The sequence below is a fragment of the Rahnella sp. CFA14(1/10) genome (genome assembly GCF_004195095.1).
GTDB classification, from domain to species: Bacteria; Pseudomonadota; Gammaproteobacteria; order Enterobacterales; family Enterobacteriaceae; genus Rahnella; species Rahnella perminowiae.
Map to the genome: position 1 here is coordinate 525,262 of NZ_SEWS01000001.1, position 19,925 is coordinate 545,186.

At 56.0% G+C, this 19,925-nt stretch carries 21 protein-coding genes and 1 pseudogene; 15 read left to right on the plus strand and 7 right to left on the minus strand.

Annotation, left to right across the window (positions count from 1 at the left end; translation table 11 throughout):
• Positions 1-9: 9 nt before the first annotated feature.
• From EVX52_RS02620 to EVX52_RS02640, 5 genes are all read left to right on the plus strand, one after another.
• Entirely contained in the window at positions 10-1,071 is a 1,062-nt protein-coding gene (locus EVX52_RS02620; RefSeq protein WP_129951889.1) for a putative FMN-dependent luciferase-like monooxygenase, read from the plus strand.
• A complete protein-coding gene (locus EVX52_RS02625) occupies positions 1,068-2,177 on the plus strand; it encodes an alkylhydroperoxidase domain protein (RefSeq protein ID WP_129990536.1) in 1,110 nt (369 codons plus the stop codon). The genes EVX52_RS02620 and EVX52_RS02625 overlap by 4 nt, the downstream gene beginning before the upstream one ends.
• Positions 2,170-3,030: a VOC family protein gene (locus EVX52_RS02630; RefSeq protein ID WP_129990537.1), complete on the plus strand. Its 861-nt coding sequence runs from the start codon at positions 2,170-2,172 to the stop codon at positions 3,028-3,030. Before EVX52_RS02625 ends, EVX52_RS02630 begins: the two co-directional genes overlap by 8 nt.
• Positions 3,031-3,344: 314 nt before the next feature.
• The gene (locus EVX52_RS02635) at positions 3,345-4,826 is read left to right on the plus strand and encodes a sugar ABC transporter ATP-binding protein (RefSeq protein ID WP_129990614.1); all 1,482 of its coding nucleotides are present in this window, start codon (positions 3,345-3,347) and stop codon (positions 4,824-4,826) included.
• 11 nt (positions 4,827-4,837) lie between these two features.
• Entirely contained in the window at positions 4,838-5,833 is a 996-nt protein-coding gene (locus tag EVX52_RS02640) for an ABC transporter permease (RefSeq protein WP_129952144.1), read from the plus strand.
• Positions 5,834-6,465: 632 nt separating this feature from the next.
• Here EVX52_RS02640 and EVX52_RS02645 read toward each other — a convergent pair.
• Positions 6,466-7,002, minus strand: a complete 537-nt coding sequence (locus tag EVX52_RS02645) for a GNAT family N-acetyltransferase (protein WP_129990538.1) — start codon at positions 7,000-7,002, stop codon at positions 6,466-6,468.
• Positions 7,003-7,027: 25 nt separating this feature from the next.
• Complete coding sequence (locus EVX52_RS02650) at positions 7,028-7,597, minus strand: helix-turn-helix domain-containing protein (protein ID WP_129951893.1); 570 nt, start codon at positions 7,595-7,597, stop codon at positions 7,028-7,030.
• A gap of 180 nt (positions 7,598-7,777) precedes the next feature.
• Between EVX52_RS02650 and EVX52_RS02655 the strand changes: the two genes are divergently transcribed.
• The 9 genes from EVX52_RS02655 to EVX52_RS02695 are packed head-to-tail and all read left to right on the plus strand — an operon-like array spanning position 7,778 to position 14,688.
• A complete protein-coding gene (locus EVX52_RS02655; protein ID WP_129951894.1) occupies positions 7,778-8,638 on the plus strand; it encodes a MerR family transcriptional regulator in 861 nt (286 codons plus the stop codon).
• Complete coding sequence (locus EVX52_RS02660) at positions 8,631-9,083, plus strand: nuclear transport factor 2 family protein (RefSeq protein WP_129951895.1); 453 nt, start codon at positions 8,631-8,633, stop codon at positions 9,081-9,083. The genes EVX52_RS02655 and EVX52_RS02660 overlap by 8 nt, the downstream gene beginning before the upstream one ends.
• On the plus strand, positions 9,083-9,799 hold the full coding sequence (locus tag EVX52_RS02665; protein ID WP_129951896.1) for an SDR family NAD(P)-dependent oxidoreductase: 717 nt from the start codon (positions 9,083-9,085) through the stop codon (positions 9,797-9,799). Before EVX52_RS02660 ends, EVX52_RS02665 begins: the two co-directional genes overlap by 1 nt.
• A gap of 1 nt (position 9,800) precedes the next feature.
• Positions 9,801-11,159 (plus strand): NAD(P)/FAD-dependent oxidoreductase, encoded by a 1,359-nt coding sequence (locus EVX52_RS02670; protein ID WP_129951897.1) that lies wholly within the window; start codon positions 9,801-9,803, stop codon positions 11,157-11,159.
• Positions 11,156-11,872 (plus strand): DUF1365 domain-containing protein, encoded by a 717-nt coding sequence (locus EVX52_RS02675; protein ID WP_129951898.1) that lies wholly within the window; start codon positions 11,156-11,158, stop codon positions 11,870-11,872. The genes EVX52_RS02670 and EVX52_RS02675 overlap by 4 nt, the downstream gene beginning before the upstream one ends.
• A gap of 2 nt (positions 11,873-11,874) precedes the next feature.
• Positions 11,875-13,107 (plus strand): cyclopropane-fatty-acyl-phospholipid synthase family protein, encoded by a 1,233-nt coding sequence (locus tag EVX52_RS02680; RefSeq protein WP_129951899.1) that lies wholly within the window; start codon positions 11,875-11,877, stop codon positions 13,105-13,107.
• Positions 13,104-13,607 carry a DUF2878 domain-containing protein gene (locus EVX52_RS02685; RefSeq protein ID WP_129951900.1) on the plus strand — a complete coding sequence of 168 codons (504 nt, stop codon included), beginning with the start codon at positions 13,104-13,106 and terminating at the stop codon, positions 13,605-13,607. The genes EVX52_RS02680 and EVX52_RS02685 overlap by 4 nt, the downstream gene beginning before the upstream one ends.
• Complete coding sequence (locus EVX52_RS02690) at positions 13,604-14,131, plus strand: hypothetical protein (protein ID WP_129951901.1); 528 nt, start codon at positions 13,604-13,606, stop codon at positions 14,129-14,131. The genes EVX52_RS02685 and EVX52_RS02690 overlap by 4 nt, the downstream gene beginning before the upstream one ends.
• Before the next feature lie 20 nt (positions 14,132-14,151).
• Positions 14,152-14,688 (plus strand): DUF3833 domain-containing protein, encoded by a 537-nt coding sequence (locus EVX52_RS02695; protein WP_129951902.1) that lies wholly within the window; start codon positions 14,152-14,154, stop codon positions 14,686-14,688.
• 39 nt (positions 14,689-14,727) lie between these two features.
• On the opposite strand, the gene yedA is transcribed toward EVX52_RS02695, so the two are convergent.
• Positions 14,728-15,645, minus strand: coding sequence for a drug/metabolite exporter YedA (gene yedA / locus EVX52_RS02700; protein WP_129951903.1), 918 nt, complete (start codon positions 15,643-15,645; stop codon positions 14,728-14,730).
• A 224-nt stretch (positions 15,646-15,869) separates the two neighbouring features.
• On the opposite strand from yedA, the pseudogene EVX52_RS25735 reads away from it, so the two are divergent.
• A pseudogene (locus EVX52_RS25735) lies at positions 15,870-15,971 on the plus strand (hypothetical protein); the annotation flags it as partial.
• A gap of 63 nt (positions 15,972-16,034) precedes the next feature.
• Here EVX52_RS25735 and EVX52_RS02705 read toward each other — a convergent pair.
• From EVX52_RS02705 to EVX52_RS02720, 4 genes are read right to left on the minus strand one after another with little or no spacing between them, the layout of a single operon-like run.
• Positions 16,035-16,805 carry an ABC transporter permease gene (locus EVX52_RS02705; protein ID WP_129951904.1) on the minus strand — a complete coding sequence of 257 codons (771 nt, stop codon included), beginning with the start codon at positions 16,803-16,805 and terminating at the stop codon, positions 16,035-16,037.
• A complete protein-coding gene (locus tag EVX52_RS02710) occupies positions 16,802-17,746 on the minus strand; it encodes an ABC transporter ATP-binding protein (protein WP_129951905.1) in 945 nt (314 codons plus the stop codon). Before EVX52_RS02710 ends, EVX52_RS02705 begins: the two co-directional genes overlap by 4 nt.
• Positions 17,743-18,912 (minus strand): ABC transporter permease, encoded by a 1,170-nt coding sequence (locus EVX52_RS02715; protein ID WP_129990539.1) that lies wholly within the window; start codon positions 18,910-18,912, stop codon positions 17,743-17,745. Before EVX52_RS02715 ends, EVX52_RS02710 begins: the two co-directional genes overlap by 4 nt.
• Before the next feature lie 60 nt (positions 18,913-18,972).
• On the minus strand, positions 18,973-19,911 hold the full coding sequence (locus EVX52_RS02720; protein ID WP_129951907.1) for an ABC transporter substrate-binding protein: 939 nt from the start codon (positions 19,909-19,911) through the stop codon (positions 18,973-18,975).
• Positions 19,912-19,925 lie beyond the last annotated feature (14 nt).

The window sequence follows — 19,925 nt, forward strand, 5'->3', positions numbered from 1 at the left end:
AGGGACATTATGAGCAGTAAACGTCTTGGATTTTTCACCCGCCTTCTGGACAACACCAGCGCGCAGGAACGTTACCGGCTGGCGACAGAACAAATTATTCACGCCGAACAATTGGGTTTTGATTCTGCCTGGGTCGCGCAGCACCATTTTCATGAAGCCGAGGGCGGCCTGCCTGCACCGCTGGTTTTCCTCGCGCAAGTTGCGGCACATACCCGCTTTATCCGTCTGGGCACCGGTGTCATTACGCTGCCGATGGAAAATGCCCTGCGTGTGGCCGAAGACACCGCCGTGCTGGATTTGCTCTCCGGCGGGCGGCTTGAGGTCGGTTTAGGCTCCGGCGGCACACCGTCATCCTTCCCGCCCTTCGGGCTGGAAAGTCACGAGCGCGGTGCGGTATTTGGCAATAATCTGCAAACCCTGCTGACCGCCTGGCGCGGTGAACCGCTGGCGGGCACCGGTAACCGTCTGTACCCGGCTGCCCCACAACTGGCGAACCGCATCTGGCAGGCGACCTTCTCGGTTGACGGCGGCGCGCGTGCCGGTAAATCCGGTGACGGTCTGATGCTTTCGCGCACCCAGCCACGTCCGGCTGACGCGCCGGATTTACGCCTTGATGAACTGCAAAATCCGATCATTGATGCCTATCTGGATGCTCTGCCAGACGGCGTTGCGCCGCGCATCATGGGGTCACGTACCGCGTTTGTTACCGAAAACGGCGATGAGGCGCGGGAACTGGCGCAAAAAGGCTTACGCCGTCAGGCCGAAAATCATCGTGCCAGCGGGCAGAGTGTAAAAGGCGACACGCTGGATGATTACATCCGCGCCTTCGATGTGCATCTCGGCACAGCGGCCCAGGTGACCGCCTCCTTGCAGGCTGATACCGCACTGGCCCGCGTCACCGATCTGGCATTTCAGGTGCATTCCATCGATCCGCCGCATCCGTATATTTTACGTTCCATCGAACTGATTGCCCGTCACGTTGCGCCCGCGCTCGGCTGGGTTCGCCGCACGCCGCAGCGCAGTGTTTCCTCTCCATCCGCCGATTCCTCATTTTCAAGGGAAACCCTATGACCACTTATTCGACCGACCTGCTGGAAAAACTGGCTGAAATCACTCCGGATTCCGCACTGAAACAGGCCCGCGAGACCCGCGACGCCGCCACCCGTCACACCCAGGGCAGTTACGATGCGCTGTTTACCGAACAGGATGGCGTGGATTTTTCGCTGGCAGAACGCCTGCGGCTGGCGCAAAACGTCGCGCGCTGGCACGGCGATTCGCAACTGACCAATCACTATTCCGAGCGTTTGCAGGATTTACCGGACATCGACGAAACCGCCCGCCTCGATGCTGCACTCACGCACGGTGAACGCCTGAGCTTCAAACCCGCCAGCGCCACACCTGCCCATTTGCAGGCACTGAAAAAAGCGGGCTGGTCAGCAGATGCCATTGTCACGCTGTCGCAACTGATCGCCTTCGTCAGTTTCCAGAGCCGCGTACTGCGCAGCTACCGGCTGATTGGCGGAAAACCGGTAGACAATGGCAGCAACAAACCGGTCGGCGCTGCGTTCTGGCGCACCGAACCGAATACCCACAGCGGCCGCGATGCACCGCAGGCATTTACCCAGGAAGAACTGGGTTGGGAACCGTGGATCCCGGCGAAGAAACTGGAAGAATTCGATGACGCCCAGCAGGCAATTTTGGCGAAATTTGGTCATACCGGTTCTGACTATTTCCGCCTGTTAGGCCGCAATTTACCGGTACTTGAACAGCGGACCCTGACGGACAAAGGCATTTTCTATACCTCCGGCGGGCTACCGCGAAAAGAGCGTGAACTGGCTGCAACGGTCGCCAGTAAAATCAACGGCTGTATTTATTGCGCGTCAGTGCATTCGCGCAAAGCCAGCCAGTTGTCGAAACAGACTGAAGATGTTCAGCGCCTGATCGACACTCCGCCGGGCGGCATTCTCAGCAAAGAACAATCCCCGCGCTGGCAGGCCGAAATTGATTTCGCCGCCGCGCTTTCCGCTACGCCACCGGTTGCCTCCGGGCAACATATTACGGCGCTGCGTGAACAGGGGTTAAGCGAACTGGAGATTGTCGATCTGGCCCAGTCCGCCGCCTTTTTCGCCTGGGCCAACCGTCTGATGTTAACGCTGGGAGAACCTTTCAATGACTGAAGCACAGCATTCACAGCCCCTGCGCCCGCAGCTTGATCACGCGGTGATTAATGTCAGCGAACAGCTGAATCAGGCGGCACAACAGTTCCGCCGCCTGGGTTTTCATCTCACGCCGCGCGGCCATCATTCGCTGGGTTCCAGCAATCATCTGGCGGTTTTCAGCGAAAATTATCTTGAACTGCTCGGCTATGAGCCGGGCAACGCCCACACCCGTACGGATCTGTGGCAGGCTCCGTTAGGCCTGACCGGGCTGGTGTGGAAAACACAGAACTCTCCTGCAGTGTACGAACATCTGCAACAGCAACATATTGCGGGTTCTGCGCCAGCCGAATTCTTCCGCCCCGTCGCCCTCAACGACGGCACCTCGCCGAATGCACGCTTTCGCACCGTACCGCTGGCTGCCAGCCGCGTGCCGAATGGCCGCAGTTTCTTTTGTCACCATCTGACTCCGGAACTGGTCTGGCGTAATGAATGGCAAAACCATCCGAACGGTGTCGCGGATATTACCGGTTTCGTGATTTCCGCAGACAGTCCGCAGGATGCCTCGCAGGTGTATGGTGAGTTATTTGGTGCGGCTGCGCTGGACATCAAACCGCAGGAAGTGGTGTTGCGCGCGGGCCGCGCCACGATCCGGTTTATCACACCCGCACAAGCCACAGCGGAATTCGGCGTTGTGCCGGAAGGCGAGAACGGCAGCGCCCGCATGATCGGGCTGGAATTTGCCACACGCTCGCTGGATGCGGTACGCAACAGTTTGCGGGTGGGGGAAATTGCCTTTGACGATAATACGTCTCAGGTAAACGTGCGCGCAGCGGATGCCTTAGGGGTAGCGCTTAAATTCAGCGAGGAATGATCTGCTTTTCTCCTCCCCCTGCGAAGGGGGAGGCCGGGAGGGAGTGTTAAGTATTAACGCCAATGCCTGTCCGGTAACTTGACCCGCTGATTTGTCTTTAATACCCCAACCCTCCCCTTCGCAGGTGAGGGAGTCGATCAAGTTTCCGCTGAAGACTTTAGATCTTTTCGCTCTTAGTTATCACTTTTATTTTGTTGCTTAAATTCCCCGATATGTTAAAACTCTGCTACTGCGAGTCTTAGACGGCTAAACGTCTAAATACCCATCCGTCTATTAATAAGGCCCAACGCCCAGTGACTTCCTCCCTTCTTGAGATGCGTAATATCTCGATTTCATTTGCCGGTTTCCCTGCCCTGCGCCAGGTGGATTTCACACTGGAAGGCGGCTCCGTACATGCATTGGTCGGGGCGAATGGCGCGGGAAAATCGACGCTGATGGCCGTGCTTTCCGGTACGCATGATCATTACACCGGGCAGATAAACATTGACGGCGAAGCAGTCAATATCCGGCTGCCGCATCATGCCCGCCAGCACGGGATCCATCTGGTACAGCAGGAAGTCGATGTTGCTCTGGTGCCAACGCTCAACGTCGCTGAAAACATTATGCTGGACCGGCTTTCGGAGCCGGGCCATTTGCACAACTGGTCGCAGCTATACCATCAGGCGCAGTTGCTGACCGAACAACTCGGGCTGAACATCAGCCTGCGGGCGCGGATCGAAAGCTGCACGCTGGCTGAGAAGCAACTGATTCTGCTGGCGCGTGCGTTATCGCATAAGTGCCGTTTTCTGATCCTCGATGAACCGACTGCACCGCTGGATCAGGCGGAAAGTGCGCGACTGTTCGCGCTGGTGCGCAAGCTGAAAGCGGCCGGAATGGCGATCGTATTTATCTCACACCGCATCCATGAGCTGCGCGACATCTGCGACCGCATGACGGTGCTGCGCGACGGGCGTCTGGTCAGCGATGACAGCATGAACGGTCTGAGCAATGAACACATTATCGAGAAAATGATTGGTCATCAGCTTGACGATATTTATCCGCCCCGCCGCCCGCCTCACAGCGGTGAAACCCTGCTAAGCATCCGCGGGATGCACGATAAAGACAAACTGCGCGATATTTCACTGCGTCTGCATCGGGGAGAAATACTCGGGATCGCCGGGCTGGCCGGGGCCGGAAAAACCGAACTTTGCAAAGCGCTGTTCGGCGCGACGCCGAGCCAGATCGACAGTGGTGAGCTGAATGGCAAACCGTGGAAGCCAAAGGAGCCGCACCTGTCCGTGGAACAGGGACTGGCGTTAGTGCCGGAAGAACGGCGCAAGGAAGGGATTTTCATTGACGAAGATATCCCGATGAACCTGAGTGTGACCGCTGACGATACGTTTTCGCGCTGGAGTATTTTCAGTACGCATCAGTCGCTGTCGTGGGCGAAAGACATTATCGGCCGCTTAGGCATTCGCGCCTCCGGGCCAATGCAAAAGCTGGCACGGCTTTCCGGTGGCAACCAGCAAAAGGTCGCCATCGGAAAATGGCTGCGCAGTGAGAGTCAGGTGCTGATCTTCGACGAACCGACCAAAGGCGTAGACATCAAGGCCAAAACGGATGTGTTCAGGTTGATCGACGGCCTGGCGCAACAGGGAAAAGGCATTATTTATGCCTCCGGTGAGTTCGCCGAACTGGTCGGTTTGTGCGACCGCATTCTGGTGTTATGGGACGGCCGTATCGTCGCCGAACTGAACGCCGCAGACATCGACGAAGAAACGTTATTAGTCTATTCAACCGGAGGAATACCCGCGTGAACAAAGCCGTGGTGAGTAAAGAAAATGTGCCCGATGCCCGCCAGCCGTGGCGTCATCAACTGTTCGAGTTTTTGTATAAATGGGGCATGTTGCTGACCGTGGTATTGCTGATCGCCGCGTTTGGTCTGGCGTCAGATAATTTCCTCGAACCGTCGAACATCATCAACATTCTGCGTTCAATTGCTATCGTGACAGTCATTGCCATCGGCGTATCGATTTCCCTTGCGGTCGGCGGCTTCGATTTATCGGTCGGCTCAACGGCGTCGCTCGCCAATGCGCTGGTGATTTCAATGTTCGTCTGGCATGGTTTCGGCACCACCGAAGCGATACTTATCACGCTGGCGTTGTGTACGCTGGTCGGACTGTTCAATGCCTTTCTGATCGTCATCCTGAAAATTCCTGACATGCTGGCGACGCTCGCCAGTCTGTTCGTGATCCAGGGTGCGGCAATGACCTACAGCTATGGCGGTTCCATCACTGAAAACATGTTATTGCCAAGCGGTGATATGGCCGAAGGCACAGTGCCTGCGGTGTTCAGCCTGCTCGGCCAGGTGCCGGTGATCGTGATCGTGATGGCCGTCGTCACCCTTGCGGTACAACTGTTTATGTCGCTGACCAAACATGGACGCCGCATGTACGCCATCGGCGGCAACCCGCTGGCGGCACGCCTGGCGGGGATCCGCACCGCCCGTTATCGGGTTATCGCGTATGTCATGTCATCGGTACTTGCCGGTGCAGGCGGGATTTTGCTGGCTTCGCGCATCGGCTCCTCGCAGGTCAACGCCGGTGGCGGCTATCTGATGGACGCCGTTGCCGCCGCGTATATCGGTTTTTCGCTGGCAGGTTCCGGTAAACCTAATGCGCTCGGCACACTGCTTGGTGCGGTGATCCTGGGCGTGCTGTCGAACGGGCTGGTCATGTTGTCAGTACCCTATTATGCGATGGATATCATCAAAGGGCTGGTGCTGGCAGTGGCGCTGGCGCTGACGTATATTCAGAAACGGTGATTTTTTGGGTCCGGCACCCAAGCTGGCCCTTAAGGTCAACACCTTGGGTTGCCACCCAAACTGGCCTCAAGGTCAAGGTCGTGGGCTCGCCGCCCACACCCACAAAACCTTGGGTTGCCACCCAAACTGGCCTCAAGGGGCGCCTGTCGCCGCACCCCTTGAGAATCCCGGGCTCTTACACTGCGCGCTATCGCTAGACACTATGTTTCAGCAACCACCGCGACAGGCTGGAAATCTTGCCGCTGCGCGGTACCTTCATTTCGGGATTGCAGCCTTAGGTCTGCAACCTCTCATTCAGCAAGCTTTCTGAAACGCCCGCAGCATCTTAAATTCAAGGGCAGACAGTTTTTAGATTTCAAAATCAGTCAGGTTGTGAATTAAGAGCCTGAGGCCGGTTCCAAAATACCGCCGGACGAGAGGTGGAAAACCGCGCATCTTTTTGCGCGGGTTGTAACCCGATGGGAGGGAACCGCGCAGCGGCGGGATTTTGCGGCTATCACTGCGGCTTATGAAACATAGTCAGCGAGCGGAGCGTGCAGTGAAAGAGCCCGGGGGGTCTTGGGGGGCGGCGGCGATAGGCCGCCCCCCAAGTCGGTGTGGGCCGACGCCCACGGTTTTGACTTTAAAACATTTCACATCAGCACTTTATACATCACGCTGGTGGACTCCAGCATCCCCGCCGTCGACATCGCATAGTGCGGGATCGTTCCGCTCAGGGTAAAGCCCAGATTTTCATACAGCGTTTGCGCCGGGCTGCCCGTCACCGTATCCAGCACCAGCAGCGTTTTACCCTCCTCACGCGCCAGCGCTTCAACCGCTGTCATCAGTTGGCGCGCAACACCTTTGCGGCGGCCATCAGGATGAACCATCAGTTTAACCACGTCACCACGATGCGCGCCGTTGGCGGGCTGATCAACCACCAGCTGCACCGTGCCGATGATTTTGCCCGCCAGACGCGCCACCAGCAGACGTTTTTCTCCCCGCGCAAAAACCGGTAATAACTTTTGCCAGAACGCCTGCGCCTGCACAAAACCGAACGGCAGAATAAAACCGATGCTGGCACCCCGCGCCACGGACTGCATCAGGGTTTCGGCCAGCGCATCCAGATCGTCCACCGGCAATACACCCCCCTGCACTTCACTGATCACCACTTCATGATTATGTTGCATCGGAACCAACCTTTCTCATCAGACATTAAGGACGTGAAATAACAATGGCGTAACGTGCATCCGCCGGGCCGGGAACGTGAAAAGAAGACGCGCCGTGGAGATGAAAACGCAGGCAGTCGCCCGCTTCCAGCCGGTAGCTGCGGCTATCGAGCGTGAATTCCAGTACGCCTTCCAGCAGCCAGATGTGCTGTTCGAGGCCCTCTACCGGCGGCGAATCATACGAGATAGTCGCGCCCGCTTTCAGCACGCCGGTAATGAGTTCGGCGCGAAATCCCGGTGCCGGCGCGGAGACGGAACGACGCTCGAAGCCGGTTTGCCGGTCATGCCAGACCGGTTGTTGTGAGGCGCGGATAAGCTCCGGCGGATTATCTTCCAGCGCCATCAGCAAACGGGACATCGTCAGCCCGTAAGCTGCACTCAGTTTGCCAAGTAACGAGGCGGTCGGGCTGGTTTCTGCCCGTTCTACGCGTGAAAGCGTTGCGCGGCTGATGCCGGTCAGCTGCGCCAGTTGTTCGAGTGACCAGCCCTGACTGACGCGCAATGCTGTCAGCCGTTCCGCCAGCCGGCGGTCATGACTCTCCTGCCCTGCGTCCATTTGTTGTCCTGCCGTAAAATCTCAATAAAGGGAAAATATCTCTGATGTGAGAATATTGCAAGTTAAAAACCTGTAACCCAAAAGAATGAGACAAGTTGTACAAAAATAATAAAGTTGTACAAGTTTGAAATCTGGCGCTAGAGTTAGCTTATAAGTGGTATGAATATTTTGGATTGAATTATGTCTCTGTATAGCATCGGCGAAGTCGCTCGAATTTGTGGTATCAACCCGGTCACGCTGCGTGCCTGGCAGCGGCGTTACGGCCTGCTGAAGCCGCAACGCACGGAAGGCGGTCATCGTCTGTTTAATGATGATGATCTGGATACCATCCGCACCATCCTGGGGTGGATCAATCGCGGCATTCCGGTCGGACAGGTGAAATCGCTGCTGGAAGGCAAAGTGGATGCGCTACCCGGCGGCTGGTCACAGTCAGAACATCAGTTGCTCACCGCCTTACAGGACGGCCGCCCGCAGAAAGTTCGTCAGCTGATGATGGAGTGTGGCCGTGAATATCCGGCGGCGGCATTCGTGAATAATGTGCTTCGTCCGCTTCGTGCGCGTCTGAGTTCCGGCGATTCACGACTGCTGATGTTACGCAGCCAGCTCGATGGCCTGATCATTGAACATTCGGTGATGAGCATGAACGCGGCGCGTAAACGTCCCGGCCCGCTGGCCACCCTGGTCGGCTGGGGTCAGGTGGACAGCACCGAGTTGTGGCTCGAAGCCATTGTGCGTTGCGAGGCAGGATTGCAGATCGAGATATTGCCGGTTCAGCTCAGCGAACCTTACCTGGAAAACCTGAGCGGTTCACAAATTCTGTTGTGGTCTGAAGGCCGTCTGACACAGGTTCAGCGCCAGCGGTTGTTGAACTGGGTGGAACAGGGTTTGTCGATAGTCCTGCTGGGCAGTACCGCCGTGTTGCTGGGGGCAGAAGAAACAGACGTAGTGGAAGATGAGTCCGGCGAGCACCTGCATGAGGATGACCGTCATGCCGGTCTTCATATCGTGCCAGTCCCTCAGCAAGGAAAAAATAATGATTAAACATTTTCCTGAGACCACCCTATCCGCCGATGTTCTTGCGCAGCTGTGCGAGTTTTACAGCTATCTCGACACCAGCCGCCTGCCGCAGCTTTCACGCATTTATCATCCGCAGGTAGTGTTTATTGATCCGGTATCGCATTACGAAGGCGTTGATGCGCTGGAACACTATTTTGCGCAACTGCTTAAAAAAGTGAATTACTGCCGTTTTGAGATCCAGCCTCCGCTGGTTCAGGGCGATGAAGCCTCACTGTTCTGGCAGATGGGATTTTCGCATCCGGCACTGAAAAAGGGTCAGGAGATGTTCCTTAACGGCGCAAGCCATCTGCGTATGAATGAAAACCGCATTATCTATCAGCGCGATTATTACGATCTCGGTGCGATGTTGTATGAACACGTTCCGGTGCTCGGCAGTGCCGTACGCGCTGTCAAAGCCAGGTTGAAATAATGCGCCGCGTGCTGATTACCGGTGCCAGTTCAGGTATCGGAAAACAACTGGCGCAGGATTATGCCGCCGGAGGCTGGGAAGTCATTGCCTGCGGGCGCGATGAGGAAAAGCTGATGGCGGTCGCCGCAGCCAGCCCGCTCATCATCCCGCTACGTTTTGATATCACTGATTTACACGCAACCCGTGAGGCCCTGCAGGGCCGGCAGGTCGATTTAGCGATTCTTTGCGCCGGCACCTGCGAATATCTCGACAATGGCGTCGTCGATGCCGAAAAAGTCATGCGGGTGATGAACACCAATTTTACCGGTCCGGTCAATTGCCTTGATGCCCTGCTGCCCGGCTTAGCACCCGGCAGTCGGGTGGCACTGGTGGGTTCCGTCGCCTGGTTGCTGCCATTTGCACGCAGTGAAGCTTATGGAGCATCCAAAGCCGCGCTGGCCTTTTTTGCCCGTTCTCTGGCGGTTGATCTGGCGAAACGTCAGATTCATATTTCCCTGATCCAGCCGGGGTTTGTCGAAACGCCGCTGACATCGCGCAATGATTTCCCGATGCCGATGATGGTAAGCGTCACGCAAGCCTCAAAGCATATCCGTAAAAAACTGGCGCGCGGTGACAATGAAATTGCTTTCCCCCCGCTTTTTGTTCGTTTACTCAAGGTAGCTTCGTTGCTGCCCGTTAGTCTGCAGCAAAGGTTATGCCGGAAAATGGTGAAATAAAATGACAACAAAAGTCGCGATTGTGGGCAGTGGGATCTCAGGGCTGAGCTGTGCGTGGTTGCTGGCAAAAAGTCAGCCAGACTGCGAGATTACCGTCTTTGAAGCCGCGGAAACGTTAGGCGGACATACTGCCACGCGGGATGTGATTTCCGACGGAAAAGAATACGCCATCGACACCGGTTTTATCGTCTATAACTCGCGGACGTACCCGCATTTTATTGCCCTGCTCAAAGAACTGGGCATTGAAGGCCAGCCGACGGAAATGAGTTTTTCCGTACGCAATCCGGTTAACAAACTTGAATACAACGGCCACTCGCTGAACAGCCTGTTTGCCCAGCGCCGCAATCTGTTCAGGCCGCAATTCTGGCGGTTTATCCTTGAGATCCTGCGGTTTAACAAACTGTGCAAAGCACGCCTGCTGAACCCGCACAATGACGAAGATACGCTGGCTGATTTGCTTGATCAAAACGGTTTCACGCCGTTTTTCGCCCTGCATTATGTGCTGCCGATGGGGGCGGCCATCTGGTCTTCTTCGCTGAGCGATATGGCGGAATTCCCGCTGTCGATGTTCCTGCGCTTTTTCGATAATCACGGGCTGCTGGACGTCAGCAACCGCCCGCAGTGGATGGTGGTACCCGGCGGGTCGCGGGAATATATCCGCCGGATGCAGGAAAAACTTCCGGCCAACGTCAGGCTGCTCACGCATGCGCCGGTCAGTAACGTCATACGCACGCCTGCTGGCGTGACGCTGCACTCGCCGTACGGCGAGGCGCATTTTGATCAGATTGTTTTTGCCTGTCACTCCGATCAGGCACTGGCGATTCTGGGTGATAACGCCAGCGCAGATGAGCAGAGCATTCTCAGCGCCCTGCCTTATCAGAGCAATGACGTCATTTTGCATACTGATACACATCTCCTGCCACGGGAAAAACGCGCCTGGGCGAGCTGGAATTATCAGTTGCCCAATTCACTGCATCTGACGGACCGCGCAGATATGCGCGACAGTAATGCAGCACACCATCGCCGTGCCAGTGTGACCTATAACATGAATATTTTGCAGGGACTGAACGCACCGCAGACTTTTTGTGTGTCACTCAACCCGCTGACACCGATTGATGAAAACAAGGTTCTGTTCCGCACCACCTACATGCATCCTGTTCTCAATCTCGCCAGTCATCACGCGCAGCAGGAACGCTACCGGATCAATGGTCACAACCGCACCTGGTTCTGCGGGGCCTACTGGTACAACGGCTTTCATGAAGACGGCGTTAACAGCGCGCGTGACGTAGCGGAGAAACTCAACCTGCAACTTTTCAGTGGCCGGTTACACAATGAGCATGAAAAACAGGAAGCGTCATGAACAGCCAGTTGTATGTCGGCACGGTGCGCCATCGCCGGTTTACGCCGGTTGAACACCGTTTCGACTACGATATTTTCATGCCGCTGATTGACCTGGATGAACTGGATCAGTTACCTGCAAAAGGTATTCAGCTCGAACGTTTTTCCGCCGCCAGTTTTCGCCGCAAAGATTATCTCGGCGGCGGTGATATCAAAACCAAAGCGCAGGCGCGAATTGAAGCACTGACCGGCGAACGCCCGGACGGACGGGTGATGTTGTTGTGTCAGTTATGCTATTTCGGCTGCTATTTTAATCCGGTGAATTTTTACTATCTCTATGATCAGCAGGGTGTTTTGCGCTGGATGCTGGCCGAGGTGCGTAATACACCCTGGAACGAGCGCCACACCTATGCCGTCCTCCCTGACGGTTCGCAACCGGTGCCGAAAGCCTTTCATGTGTCGCCTTTTAATCCGATGGACATGGTCTATCACTGGCGGCTGACACCGCCGGGAAAGCAGTTGCATATCACTATCGAAAATCACCGCCAGACACGGGAATTCGATGCAACCCTTTCACTGACAGCCCGTCCGCTGACCCGCACGGCGTTGCGTCAGCAATTGTGGCGACTGCCTCTTATGACCGCAAAAACCGCACTGACCATTTACTGGCAGGCGCTGAAACTGTGGCTGAAACGGGCCCCCGTTTATTCTCATCCTCCCGTTGATAAGGACTGACCATGAGTCAACCTGAAATGCAGCTCGCCCGTGACAGGGCGAATAACAGGCGCAGCAAGGCGGCACGCGCATTGATTCTTGGTGTACTAAAGCAGCTTAAGGGTGCCGGCCTGACCCTGCGGGAACCCGGCGAGGAGGCAATATTATTTGGCGATCCGACTGCGGTATTACAGGGTGAAATCGACATCCGGCACCTGCGTGCCTACCGTCGTGTACTGCTGGGTGGCAGCGTCGCCGCCGGTGAAAGCTTTATTGATGGCGACTGGACAACGCCCAATCTGACCGTTGTTCTGCAACTGCTGGCCGAGAACCTCAGGCTGGTCGACAAACTCGAAGCACGCCTCAGCTGGCTGAGTACGCCAGCCAAAAAAATCGTTCATTTTTTCCGCCGTAACAGTCTGTCACAGGCGCGTAAAAATATTTCGGCCCATTACGACCTGGGCAACGATTTTTACCAGGGTTTTCTTGATGAGAAGATGCTTTATTCATCGGCCTGGTATCAGGAACCGCAGATGACCCTGGAACAGGCGCAGGAAGCCAAGATGCGCCGTTTATGTGAACAGCTGCAATTGAAAGCGGGCGATCATTTATTGGAGATCGGCACCGGCTGGGGCGCCATGGCCGAATTTGCCGCGCGGGAATACGGCTGTCAGGTGACCACGACCACCATTTCCCGCGAACAATATCGCTTTGCCTGTGAACGGATCGAACAGGCCGGGCTGAGTGACCGCGTGACGGTGTTGTTTGAAGATTATCGTTCATTGCGGGGTCAGTTCGACAAACTGGTGTCGATAGAGATGATCGAAGCGGTCGGCAAGCAGTACCTTTCCACCTTTTTCAAGCGCTGTAACGCGCTGCTCAAACCTCACGGGCGGATGGCCATTCAGGCAATTACTATTGCAGACCAGCGTTATGCCGCCTACAGCCGTAATGTCGATTTTATTCAGCGTTATGTTTTCCCCGGTGGCTTTTTGCCTTCCATTACTGCCATGAATGACGCGATGACCCGCTGCACCAGTCTGGTGGTGCGTGATCTGTTCGATATCGGTTCCGATTACGCCCGTACGCTTCATGAATGGCGGGAACGGGTTCAGCGCTACTGGAGCACGCAGACAGACGGGGTGCAGGACGAATATTTCCGCCGCCTGTGGCTGTTCTATCTGTGCTACTGCGAGGCAGGTTTCCGTGCACGCACCATCAGTACCGTTCAGCTTGTTGCCGAGCGACGCGGATGAAATCTTTGCGCTTCTGGCTGCTGACACTGGGCTTTGACGTCTGGTGGACATTGGCCGTGTGGGGGCGCGGGCGCTTTATCCTCTTCCTGCTGTTAAGCAGTTTTCTGATGCTGGCGTTTACGCCAGCAAAACGCCGGTTATGGGTCGCCGTTGCCTGCACGCTGGGCATCATAATGGATTCGCTGTGGTGCATTTTGGGGCTGTTTGAATTTACGGGTTCTTCCGCCGTCCCACCGTGGATGATGGCGTTATGGCTGGGCTTCAGCGCCTGGTGGCTGTGGTTACTCAGCAATTTACGGCTGACGTGGTACTGGCTGATACCTCTCGGCGCGGTCAGTGGCCCGCTGGCCTATTACCTGGGAATGCAACTCGGTGCCATGCAACTTCTCGCTACACCCGTTTATGTCTGGCTGCTGCTGGCAACAGGCTGGGCGATATTCTTACCGCTGATCAGCCTGCCGGTACTGCTCAGCCATAACACAGGACGGAAAACCCGATGACACGCCTATTGCTGGCAGCACTTTCGCTGATGATGTCTTTCTCTGCCCTGGCTGCCACACCATGGGGGGCATGGCAACAGGTCGGACGCGCCACCCTGAGCTGGGGGCCTTTTGAGGTTTATCATTCGCAACTGCTGACACCTGACGGTAAATATCAGACCGGAAAATGGCCGCAGGCGCTGGTGATTGAATATCTGCGCAGCATTGATCATCAGGAACTGACCAAAGCCACCGAAGAACAATGGCAGGCTCTGGGCATACTGGCAGAGGCACAAAAAAATGGCTGGCCGGACGCGGTGCAAAACACCTGGCCGGATGTCAGTAACGGCAGTGAAATCGTGTTTGTCGCGACTGAAAAAGGCGGCCAGTTTTACAGCCAGCCCGCCAACAGCGTGCTGAGTACGCCGGTGGGACGGCCTTTCAGCCCGGCATTCCGCGATGCCTTTCTGGCAATCTGGCTCTCGCCTGCCACGCAGTATCCTGATTTACGCAGTAAGCTGACCGGCGCATCCGCGCCCGATTAATGGCATCTTATGGAGGTTTTATGACTGTTCTGCGCAAGATTTTTGTCACGCTGGTCGTCGGCGGTATGCTGTTACTCACCGGCTGCAAAGCCAATATTCAGGATTACGCACAGGCGCAACCGAAACTGGATATTTTCACCTGGTTCGCCGGTGACAGCATCGCCTACGGCATGGTGCAGGATCACAGTAACAAACAAACCCGGCGTTTCACGGCGAGAATCCACGGTGACGTGGCGGGTGATACGCTGACGTTGCATGAAAATTTTGTGTATGACGATGGTGAGAAACAGACCCGCATCTGGCGTATCCGCAAACTGGCGGACGGCAGTTATACCGGTACGGCAGGCGACATTATCGGCACCGCCACCGGGCAATCCGCCGGCAATGCCTTTAACTGGAAATATGTGATGGATGTGAAATCAGGCGGCAGCACCTATCGTCTGACGTTCGATGACTGGATTTACCAGCAGGATCAGCAGCATCTGTTTAACGTCACCGCGCTGAAAAAATTCGGCGTAGAAGTCGCGCGGGTGACAATCTTCTTTGAGAAGCAGTGAGGTAAGCTCGATCGGCTCCCTCCCCTGCAAAGGGGAGAATTAAACCTTCACTTCTTTAATCTCAGTCTTCCTGCGCCCGAACACGAATTTTCCCAGCGTCACCAGCAATACCGCGCAGAGAATAACACCTAACGCCACCCATTCGACCGGTGAGAGGGATTCGCCGCCGAAGCCGATGCCCAGCAGAACAGCCACAATCGGGTTCACATAGGCATAACTGGTGGCCACGGCAGGTCGGACGGTTTTCAGCAAAAACATATAGGCGCTGATGGCAATCATCGAGCCAAATACCACCAGATAACCGAGCGCCAGAAAACCGCTCATCCCGGGGACTGCCGTCAGATGTTCACCGCTGAACCGGCTGGCTACCAGCAGCACCACGCCTGCAATAATCATTTCTGCTGCACCGGCCATTAAGCCTTTTGGTAACGGCAGACGCGAACTCCACACCGAACCGAATGCCCAGCTTAACGAGGCAAGCAGGATCAGCGCCGCACCCCACGGGTTGCCTACCAGATTGCTGCCGGTATTGAGCAGCACGATCCCGAACAGGCCTATCGCGACACCGGTCCACTCGAGGCGGCTGTTGGGCATACCCCACAGACGACTGAAGCACAATGTAAACAGCGGCACGGTCGCGACCATTACCGCAGCAATGCCTGACGGCACCTGCATATGTTCAGCCACCGTCACCAGCCCGTTACCGACCGAGAGCAGCAAAACTCCCACCGCACCGGCGGCCATCCACTGTTTAAGCGCCGGCACTTTATGCCCGCGTAACAACAGAAAGCTAAAAAGAATGCACCCGGCGAGGAAGAAACGCAGCCCGGCCATCATCAGCGGTGGCCAGCTTTCTACGCCCACGCGGATGACGAAATAGGTAGAACCCCAGATAAAATACAGTGCAAAAAGTGCAGCGATCAGTGGCAGCAGAGAACGGGTAGCAGAACCAGTCATAGGAATAACTTATTAGCGTGATAACGAAGGCAGACAGTTAACGCTATTGGCGCGAATAACGGCAAGGAAATCTGTGCGATCGCGTCAAAATGTTGTTAAAAAGTTTCTGTATATGACGAAAAATGCGATGGCATCCCCCCTAAAAGTAATCACAGCATGAATAGTCTGTTGCAGGGGTGAGGAAACGATTTATAATTCCCCGTTCAAAATCCTGAGGTACTTACATGAACTCGCTTGGCAAAAAATTATTTATCGCGCTGTTTGGTCTGATGGCAATCGGCGCAATTGGTGGCGTGATGGTTGCCGGTTATGCGGTGGTGATTCAGGACGACGCTAAACCGGTCAGCGACAGCGACGCCCCTTCAGTAGTGCCTGCACCAGCGCCGGCATCAGCGAACTGATTTGCCCACTGACCGTTGCTGCCAGCGTTGTAACCATTGGCTCCAGCGTTCAAATAGCATATCCACACAAATCGCCAGCAGTGCGACAATCACCGCGCCCTGCAATACATAAGCGGTATTAAAACCGCTCAGGCCGATGATAATCGGCGAGCCGAGGCTCAAGGTACCGACCGACGAGGCTATTGCCGCCGTCCCGATATTGATAATCACGGACGTGCGGATCCCTGAAATAATCACCGGTGCCGCCAGCGGAATTTCCACTTTTCGCAGCATCTGCCAGCGGCTCATCCCCACGCCCTGCGCAATCTCGCGCGCCGATGCCGGGACCGATTCAATACCGGCAATCGTCCCCTGTAAAACCGGCAACAACCCGTAAAGCACCAGCGCAATAATCGCCGGTTTTTCGCTAAACCCCATCACCGGCACCGCCACGGCCAGCACCGCAACCGGCGGAAAGGTCTGCCCCATGGCCACCAGCGTTTCCACCAGAGAGCGGAATTCTTTGCCTGCCGGACGCGTCACACCGACGCCCGCTGCCACGCCAATCACCACCGCGATCAGACTGGAAATCCCCACCAGCAACAGATGCGCCTGTACCAGCGCGGCGAAACTTTCCTGCTGATACACCGGCCTGCTAAGTGCCGGGAACATCCAGTGGAACAGGCCGCCGAGCGACGTCATGCCGAAAATCAGCGCCAGTAACAGCGCGAAAAGCCAGAGTAAAGGATCGGTGATAATCCGCACTACTGTCTGTTTCATGCGCCGCTCCTGGGTGCCGTCAGATCTGCAAAATGCAGCACGCCCAGCGGCTGCCCCTGCTCATCAACCACCGGCAATTGCTGAACCTGCTGTGCGACAAAGGCTGACAGCGCCTGACTCAGGTTCATATTTTCGGTCAGCGGAGGCTGGCTGCCGGAATACGGCTCGCCGCGTCGCGTCAGTGAGCCAACTTCGCACAACGACAACAAACGGATCCCCATGTCGCTGCCACCGAAGAAATCGCGCACAAATGACGTCGCCGGTTGCGTCAGCAGTTCCAGCGGCGTGCCCTGCTGCACCACCTGCCCGTCATTGAGCAGTACGATGCGGTCGCCCAGCGCCAGCGCTTCATCGATATCGTGTGTCACCAGCACGATGGTGCGGTGAGTGATTTTATGGATACGAGCCACTTCTTCCTGCAACGTAGCACGGGTCACCGGATCGAGCGCGCCGAAGGGTTCATCCATCAGCAACACTTCCGGGTCAGACGCCAGCGCCCGCGCCACACCAACGCGCTGCTGCTGGCCGCCGGAAAGCTGGTGCGGATACCGCTGACGGAACTGTTTCGGGTCAAGACTGAGCAGTTCGAGCAGTTCGGTCACACGGTCACGGATTTTCGCTTTCGGCCATTTCAGCAACTGCGGCACAGTGGCGATGTTTTCTTCCACCGTCCAGTGCGGAAACAGCCCGATGGACTGGATGGCGTACCCCATCCGGCGGCGTAAATCCTGCGCCCGGAATTTTTCTATCGGTTCTCCGGCAAACAAAATCTCCCCGCGATCATGCTCCACCAGCCGGTTGATCATTTTGAGTGTGGTGGATTTCCCGGAACCGGAGGTGCCGATCAGCACGGTGAATTCGCCTTTGGCCATTTCCAGCGTGAGATCGCGCACGACCGCTTTTCCGGCAAAGTGTTTGCTAACCTGCTTGAAATGGATCATCTGCGTGTGGTTTCCAGAATTGAAACTGCGAATTTAAATATACTGTCGACGACCACGGCCATCAGTACCGCCGGGATCACCCCGAGTAATACCAGATCCAGTGCGCTGCTGAGCAACCCCTGGAACATGATGGCACCCAGTCCGCCCGCGCCGATCAGCGCCGCAACCATTGCCATACCCACGGTTTGCACTGCCACAATGCGGATACCGGTCAGGATCACCGGCAAGGCGATCGGCATCTGCACACGAAGAAAGACCTGTGCGCGGTTCATGCCCATGCCGCGCGCGGATTCAGTCACCGCTTCCGGCACTGACTCAAGACCGGCAATCACACCACGTACCAGCGGCAACAACGAATACAGCACCAGCGCGATAATCGCCGGTGCCAGCCCGATGCCGCTGATACCGTGCTCCGCCAGCCACGGCAGCGCTTTTGCCAGCCCCGCCAGCGGCGCGAGCAGCAAACCAAACAGTGCAATCGATGGCACGGTCTGAATAATGTTCAGTACCGACAATACCGGCCCGCGCCAGCGGGGCTGGCGGTGACAGAGCAAACCGACCGGCAATCCAATCAACACAGCAGGCACCAGCGTGCCAGTCAAAATGCCCAGATGCTGCCACAGTGCGTCGTTAAACACATCGGAGCGGTTATCGTATTCTTTGAGCAACGAAAGCTCAGCGAGCTGGCCGTACGCCAGCAGCAAAATCACGGGCACAATCATCTGCACATTGAGCAAAATGCGCAGGCTGTGATTACGGGTAAAACGGGAAATAGCATCGGACGCGATCAGCAGACAAAGCGCTGCGCCGGCCCAGAAACCGCCGCCCAGCGAAGTGCGTGCGATACTGTCTTCATTGCCGCCAGACAGTTGTAATGCGCTGTGCCCTGCCAGCCACACCAGGGCGGTCAGCAGAATTTCTGCCAGCATCATCACCAGTAAATGATGACGGCCATACAGTGTGAGAAAGGCACAAATCAGCAGCAACGCGGCAGGCAGCAGAAGTAACGCAGAATAGCCCTGCAACAGGCTCGCCAGCGAAATGCCTTTACCGGACACCAGCCGGTTAGGCGCATGGCTGACGAAAGCCAGACCGAAACCGGCCAGCAACAGCAGCAAAACCAACGTCAGCAGGACGCGGTTTTTGACGGGTGAGTGATAAGTCAAAGCATTACCTGATATCAAAGAGCACGATCCGAAGATCGTGCTCAGGGCGTCACTGCCCGGTTATTTTTTAACGAAACCTTTTTCCTGCAAATACTTCGCAGCCACTTTTTTCGCATCCTGTCCGTCAACGGCGATTTTCGCGTTCAGGCCCTGCAACGTTTTAGTATCAAGGGAGGCAAAAACGGGTTTGAGCAAATCAGGAATATTCGGATGCGCTTTCAGCGCCGCCTCGCGGATGACAGGCGCTGGTGCGTAAATCGGTTGCACACCTTTTGGATCTTCCAGCGTTTGCAGGCCAAGTGCCGCCACCGGGCCATCCGTACCATAGGCCATCGCCGCATTCACACCGGAGGTTTGTTCCGCCGCCGCTTTGATGGTCACCGCCGTATCGCCACCCGCCAGGGAGAGCAACTGTGCCTGACTGAGTTTGAAACCGTAGGCATTTTCAAAGGCCGGTAAGGCATCCGGACGCTCAATAAATTCTGCCGAGGCCGCCAGTTTAAAATCGCCACCGCTGCTGATGTATTTGCCTAAATCACCGAGAGATTTCAGGTTGTGCGCACTCGCCACATCCTGACGCACAGCGATAGTCCAGGTGTTATTGGCCGGAGACGGGCTCAGCCAGACAATTTTGTTTTGATCGTAATCCAGCTTTTTAACCTTATCGAAACCAGCCTGCGCATTTTTCCACGCGGGGTCTTTATCATCAGAGAAGAAGAACGCGCCGTTACCGGTGTATTCAGGATAGATATCGATTTCACCGGCGGTGATAGCGCCGCGCACCACTTTCGTCGTTCCCAGTTGCAATTTGTTGGTGGTGTGGATGCCGTTCGCTTCCAGCACCTGGATAATTATGTTACCGAGCAGCGAACCTTCGGTATCAATTTTTGAACCGACACGCACAGCATCATCAGCGGCCTGTGCGCTGAAACTTAATGCAGATACCAGCGCCAGTGCTGCCACTGAAAATCCCCGTACTCGCCCAGTTGTTACAGTCATGTTCTATCCTCTTA

What these genes read in the sequence shown, in the direction of transcription:
- EVX52_RS02620 (WP_129951889.1), top strand. Translation starts at nt 10, where the DNA reads ATGAGCAGTAAACGTCTTGGATTTTTCACCCGCCTTCTGGACAACACC.
- EVX52_RS02625 (WP_129990536.1), top strand. Translation starts at nt 1,068, where the DNA reads ATGACCACTTATTCGACCGACCTGCTGGAAAAACTGGCTGAAATCACT.
- EVX52_RS02630 (WP_129990537.1), top strand. Translation starts at nt 2,170, where the DNA reads ATGACTGAAGCACAGCATTCACAGCCCCTGCGCCCGCAGCTTGATCAC.
- EVX52_RS02635 (WP_129990614.1), top strand. Translation starts at nt 3,345, where the DNA reads ATGCGTAATATCTCGATTTCATTTGCCGGTTTCCCTGCCCTGCGCCAG.
- EVX52_RS02645 (WP_129990538.1), bottom strand. Translation starts at nt 7,002, where the DNA reads ATGCAACATAATCATGAAGTGGTGATCAGTGAAGTGCAGGGGGGTGTA.
- EVX52_RS02650 (WP_129951893.1), bottom strand. Translation starts at nt 7,597, where the DNA reads ATGGACGCAGGGCAGGAGAGTCATGACCGCCGGCTGGCGGAACGGCTG.
- EVX52_RS02655 (WP_129951894.1), top strand. Translation starts at nt 7,778, where the DNA reads ATGTCTCTGTATAGCATCGGCGAAGTCGCTCGAATTTGTGGTATCAAC.
- EVX52_RS02660 (WP_129951895.1), top strand. Translation starts at nt 8,631, where the DNA reads ATGATTAAACATTTTCCTGAGACCACCCTATCCGCCGATGTTCTTGCG.
- EVX52_RS02665 (WP_129951896.1), top strand. Translation starts at nt 9,083, where the DNA reads ATGCGCCGCGTGCTGATTACCGGTGCCAGTTCAGGTATCGGAAAACAA.
- EVX52_RS02670 (WP_129951897.1), top strand. Translation starts at nt 9,801, where the DNA reads ATGACAACAAAAGTCGCGATTGTGGGCAGTGGGATCTCAGGGCTGAGC.
- EVX52_RS02675 (WP_129951898.1), top strand. Translation starts at nt 11,156, where the DNA reads ATGAACAGCCAGTTGTATGTCGGCACGGTGCGCCATCGCCGGTTTACG.
- EVX52_RS02680 (WP_129951899.1), top strand. Translation starts at nt 11,875, where the DNA reads ATGAGTCAACCTGAAATGCAGCTCGCCCGTGACAGGGCGAATAACAGG.
- EVX52_RS02685 (WP_129951900.1), top strand. Translation starts at nt 13,104, where the DNA reads ATGAAATCTTTGCGCTTCTGGCTGCTGACACTGGGCTTTGACGTCTGG.
- EVX52_RS02690 (WP_129951901.1), top strand. Translation starts at nt 13,604, where the DNA reads ATGACACGCCTATTGCTGGCAGCACTTTCGCTGATGATGTCTTTCTCT.
- EVX52_RS02695 (WP_129951902.1), top strand. Translation starts at nt 14,152, where the DNA reads ATGACTGTTCTGCGCAAGATTTTTGTCACGCTGGTCGTCGGCGGTATG.
- yedA (WP_129951903.1), bottom strand. Translation starts at nt 15,645, where the DNA reads ATGACTGGTTCTGCTACCCGTTCTCTGCTGCCACTGATCGCTGCACTT.
- EVX52_RS02705 (WP_129951904.1), bottom strand. Translation starts at nt 16,805, where the DNA reads ATGAAACAGACAGTAGTGCGGATTATCACCGATCCTTTACTCTGGCTT.
- EVX52_RS02710 (WP_129951905.1), bottom strand. Translation starts at nt 17,746, where the DNA reads ATGATCCATTTCAAGCAGGTTAGCAAACACTTTGCCGGAAAAGCGGTC.
- EVX52_RS02720 (WP_129951907.1), bottom strand. Translation starts at nt 19,911, where the DNA reads ATGACTGTAACAACTGGGCGAGTACGGGGATTTTCAGTGGCAGCACTG.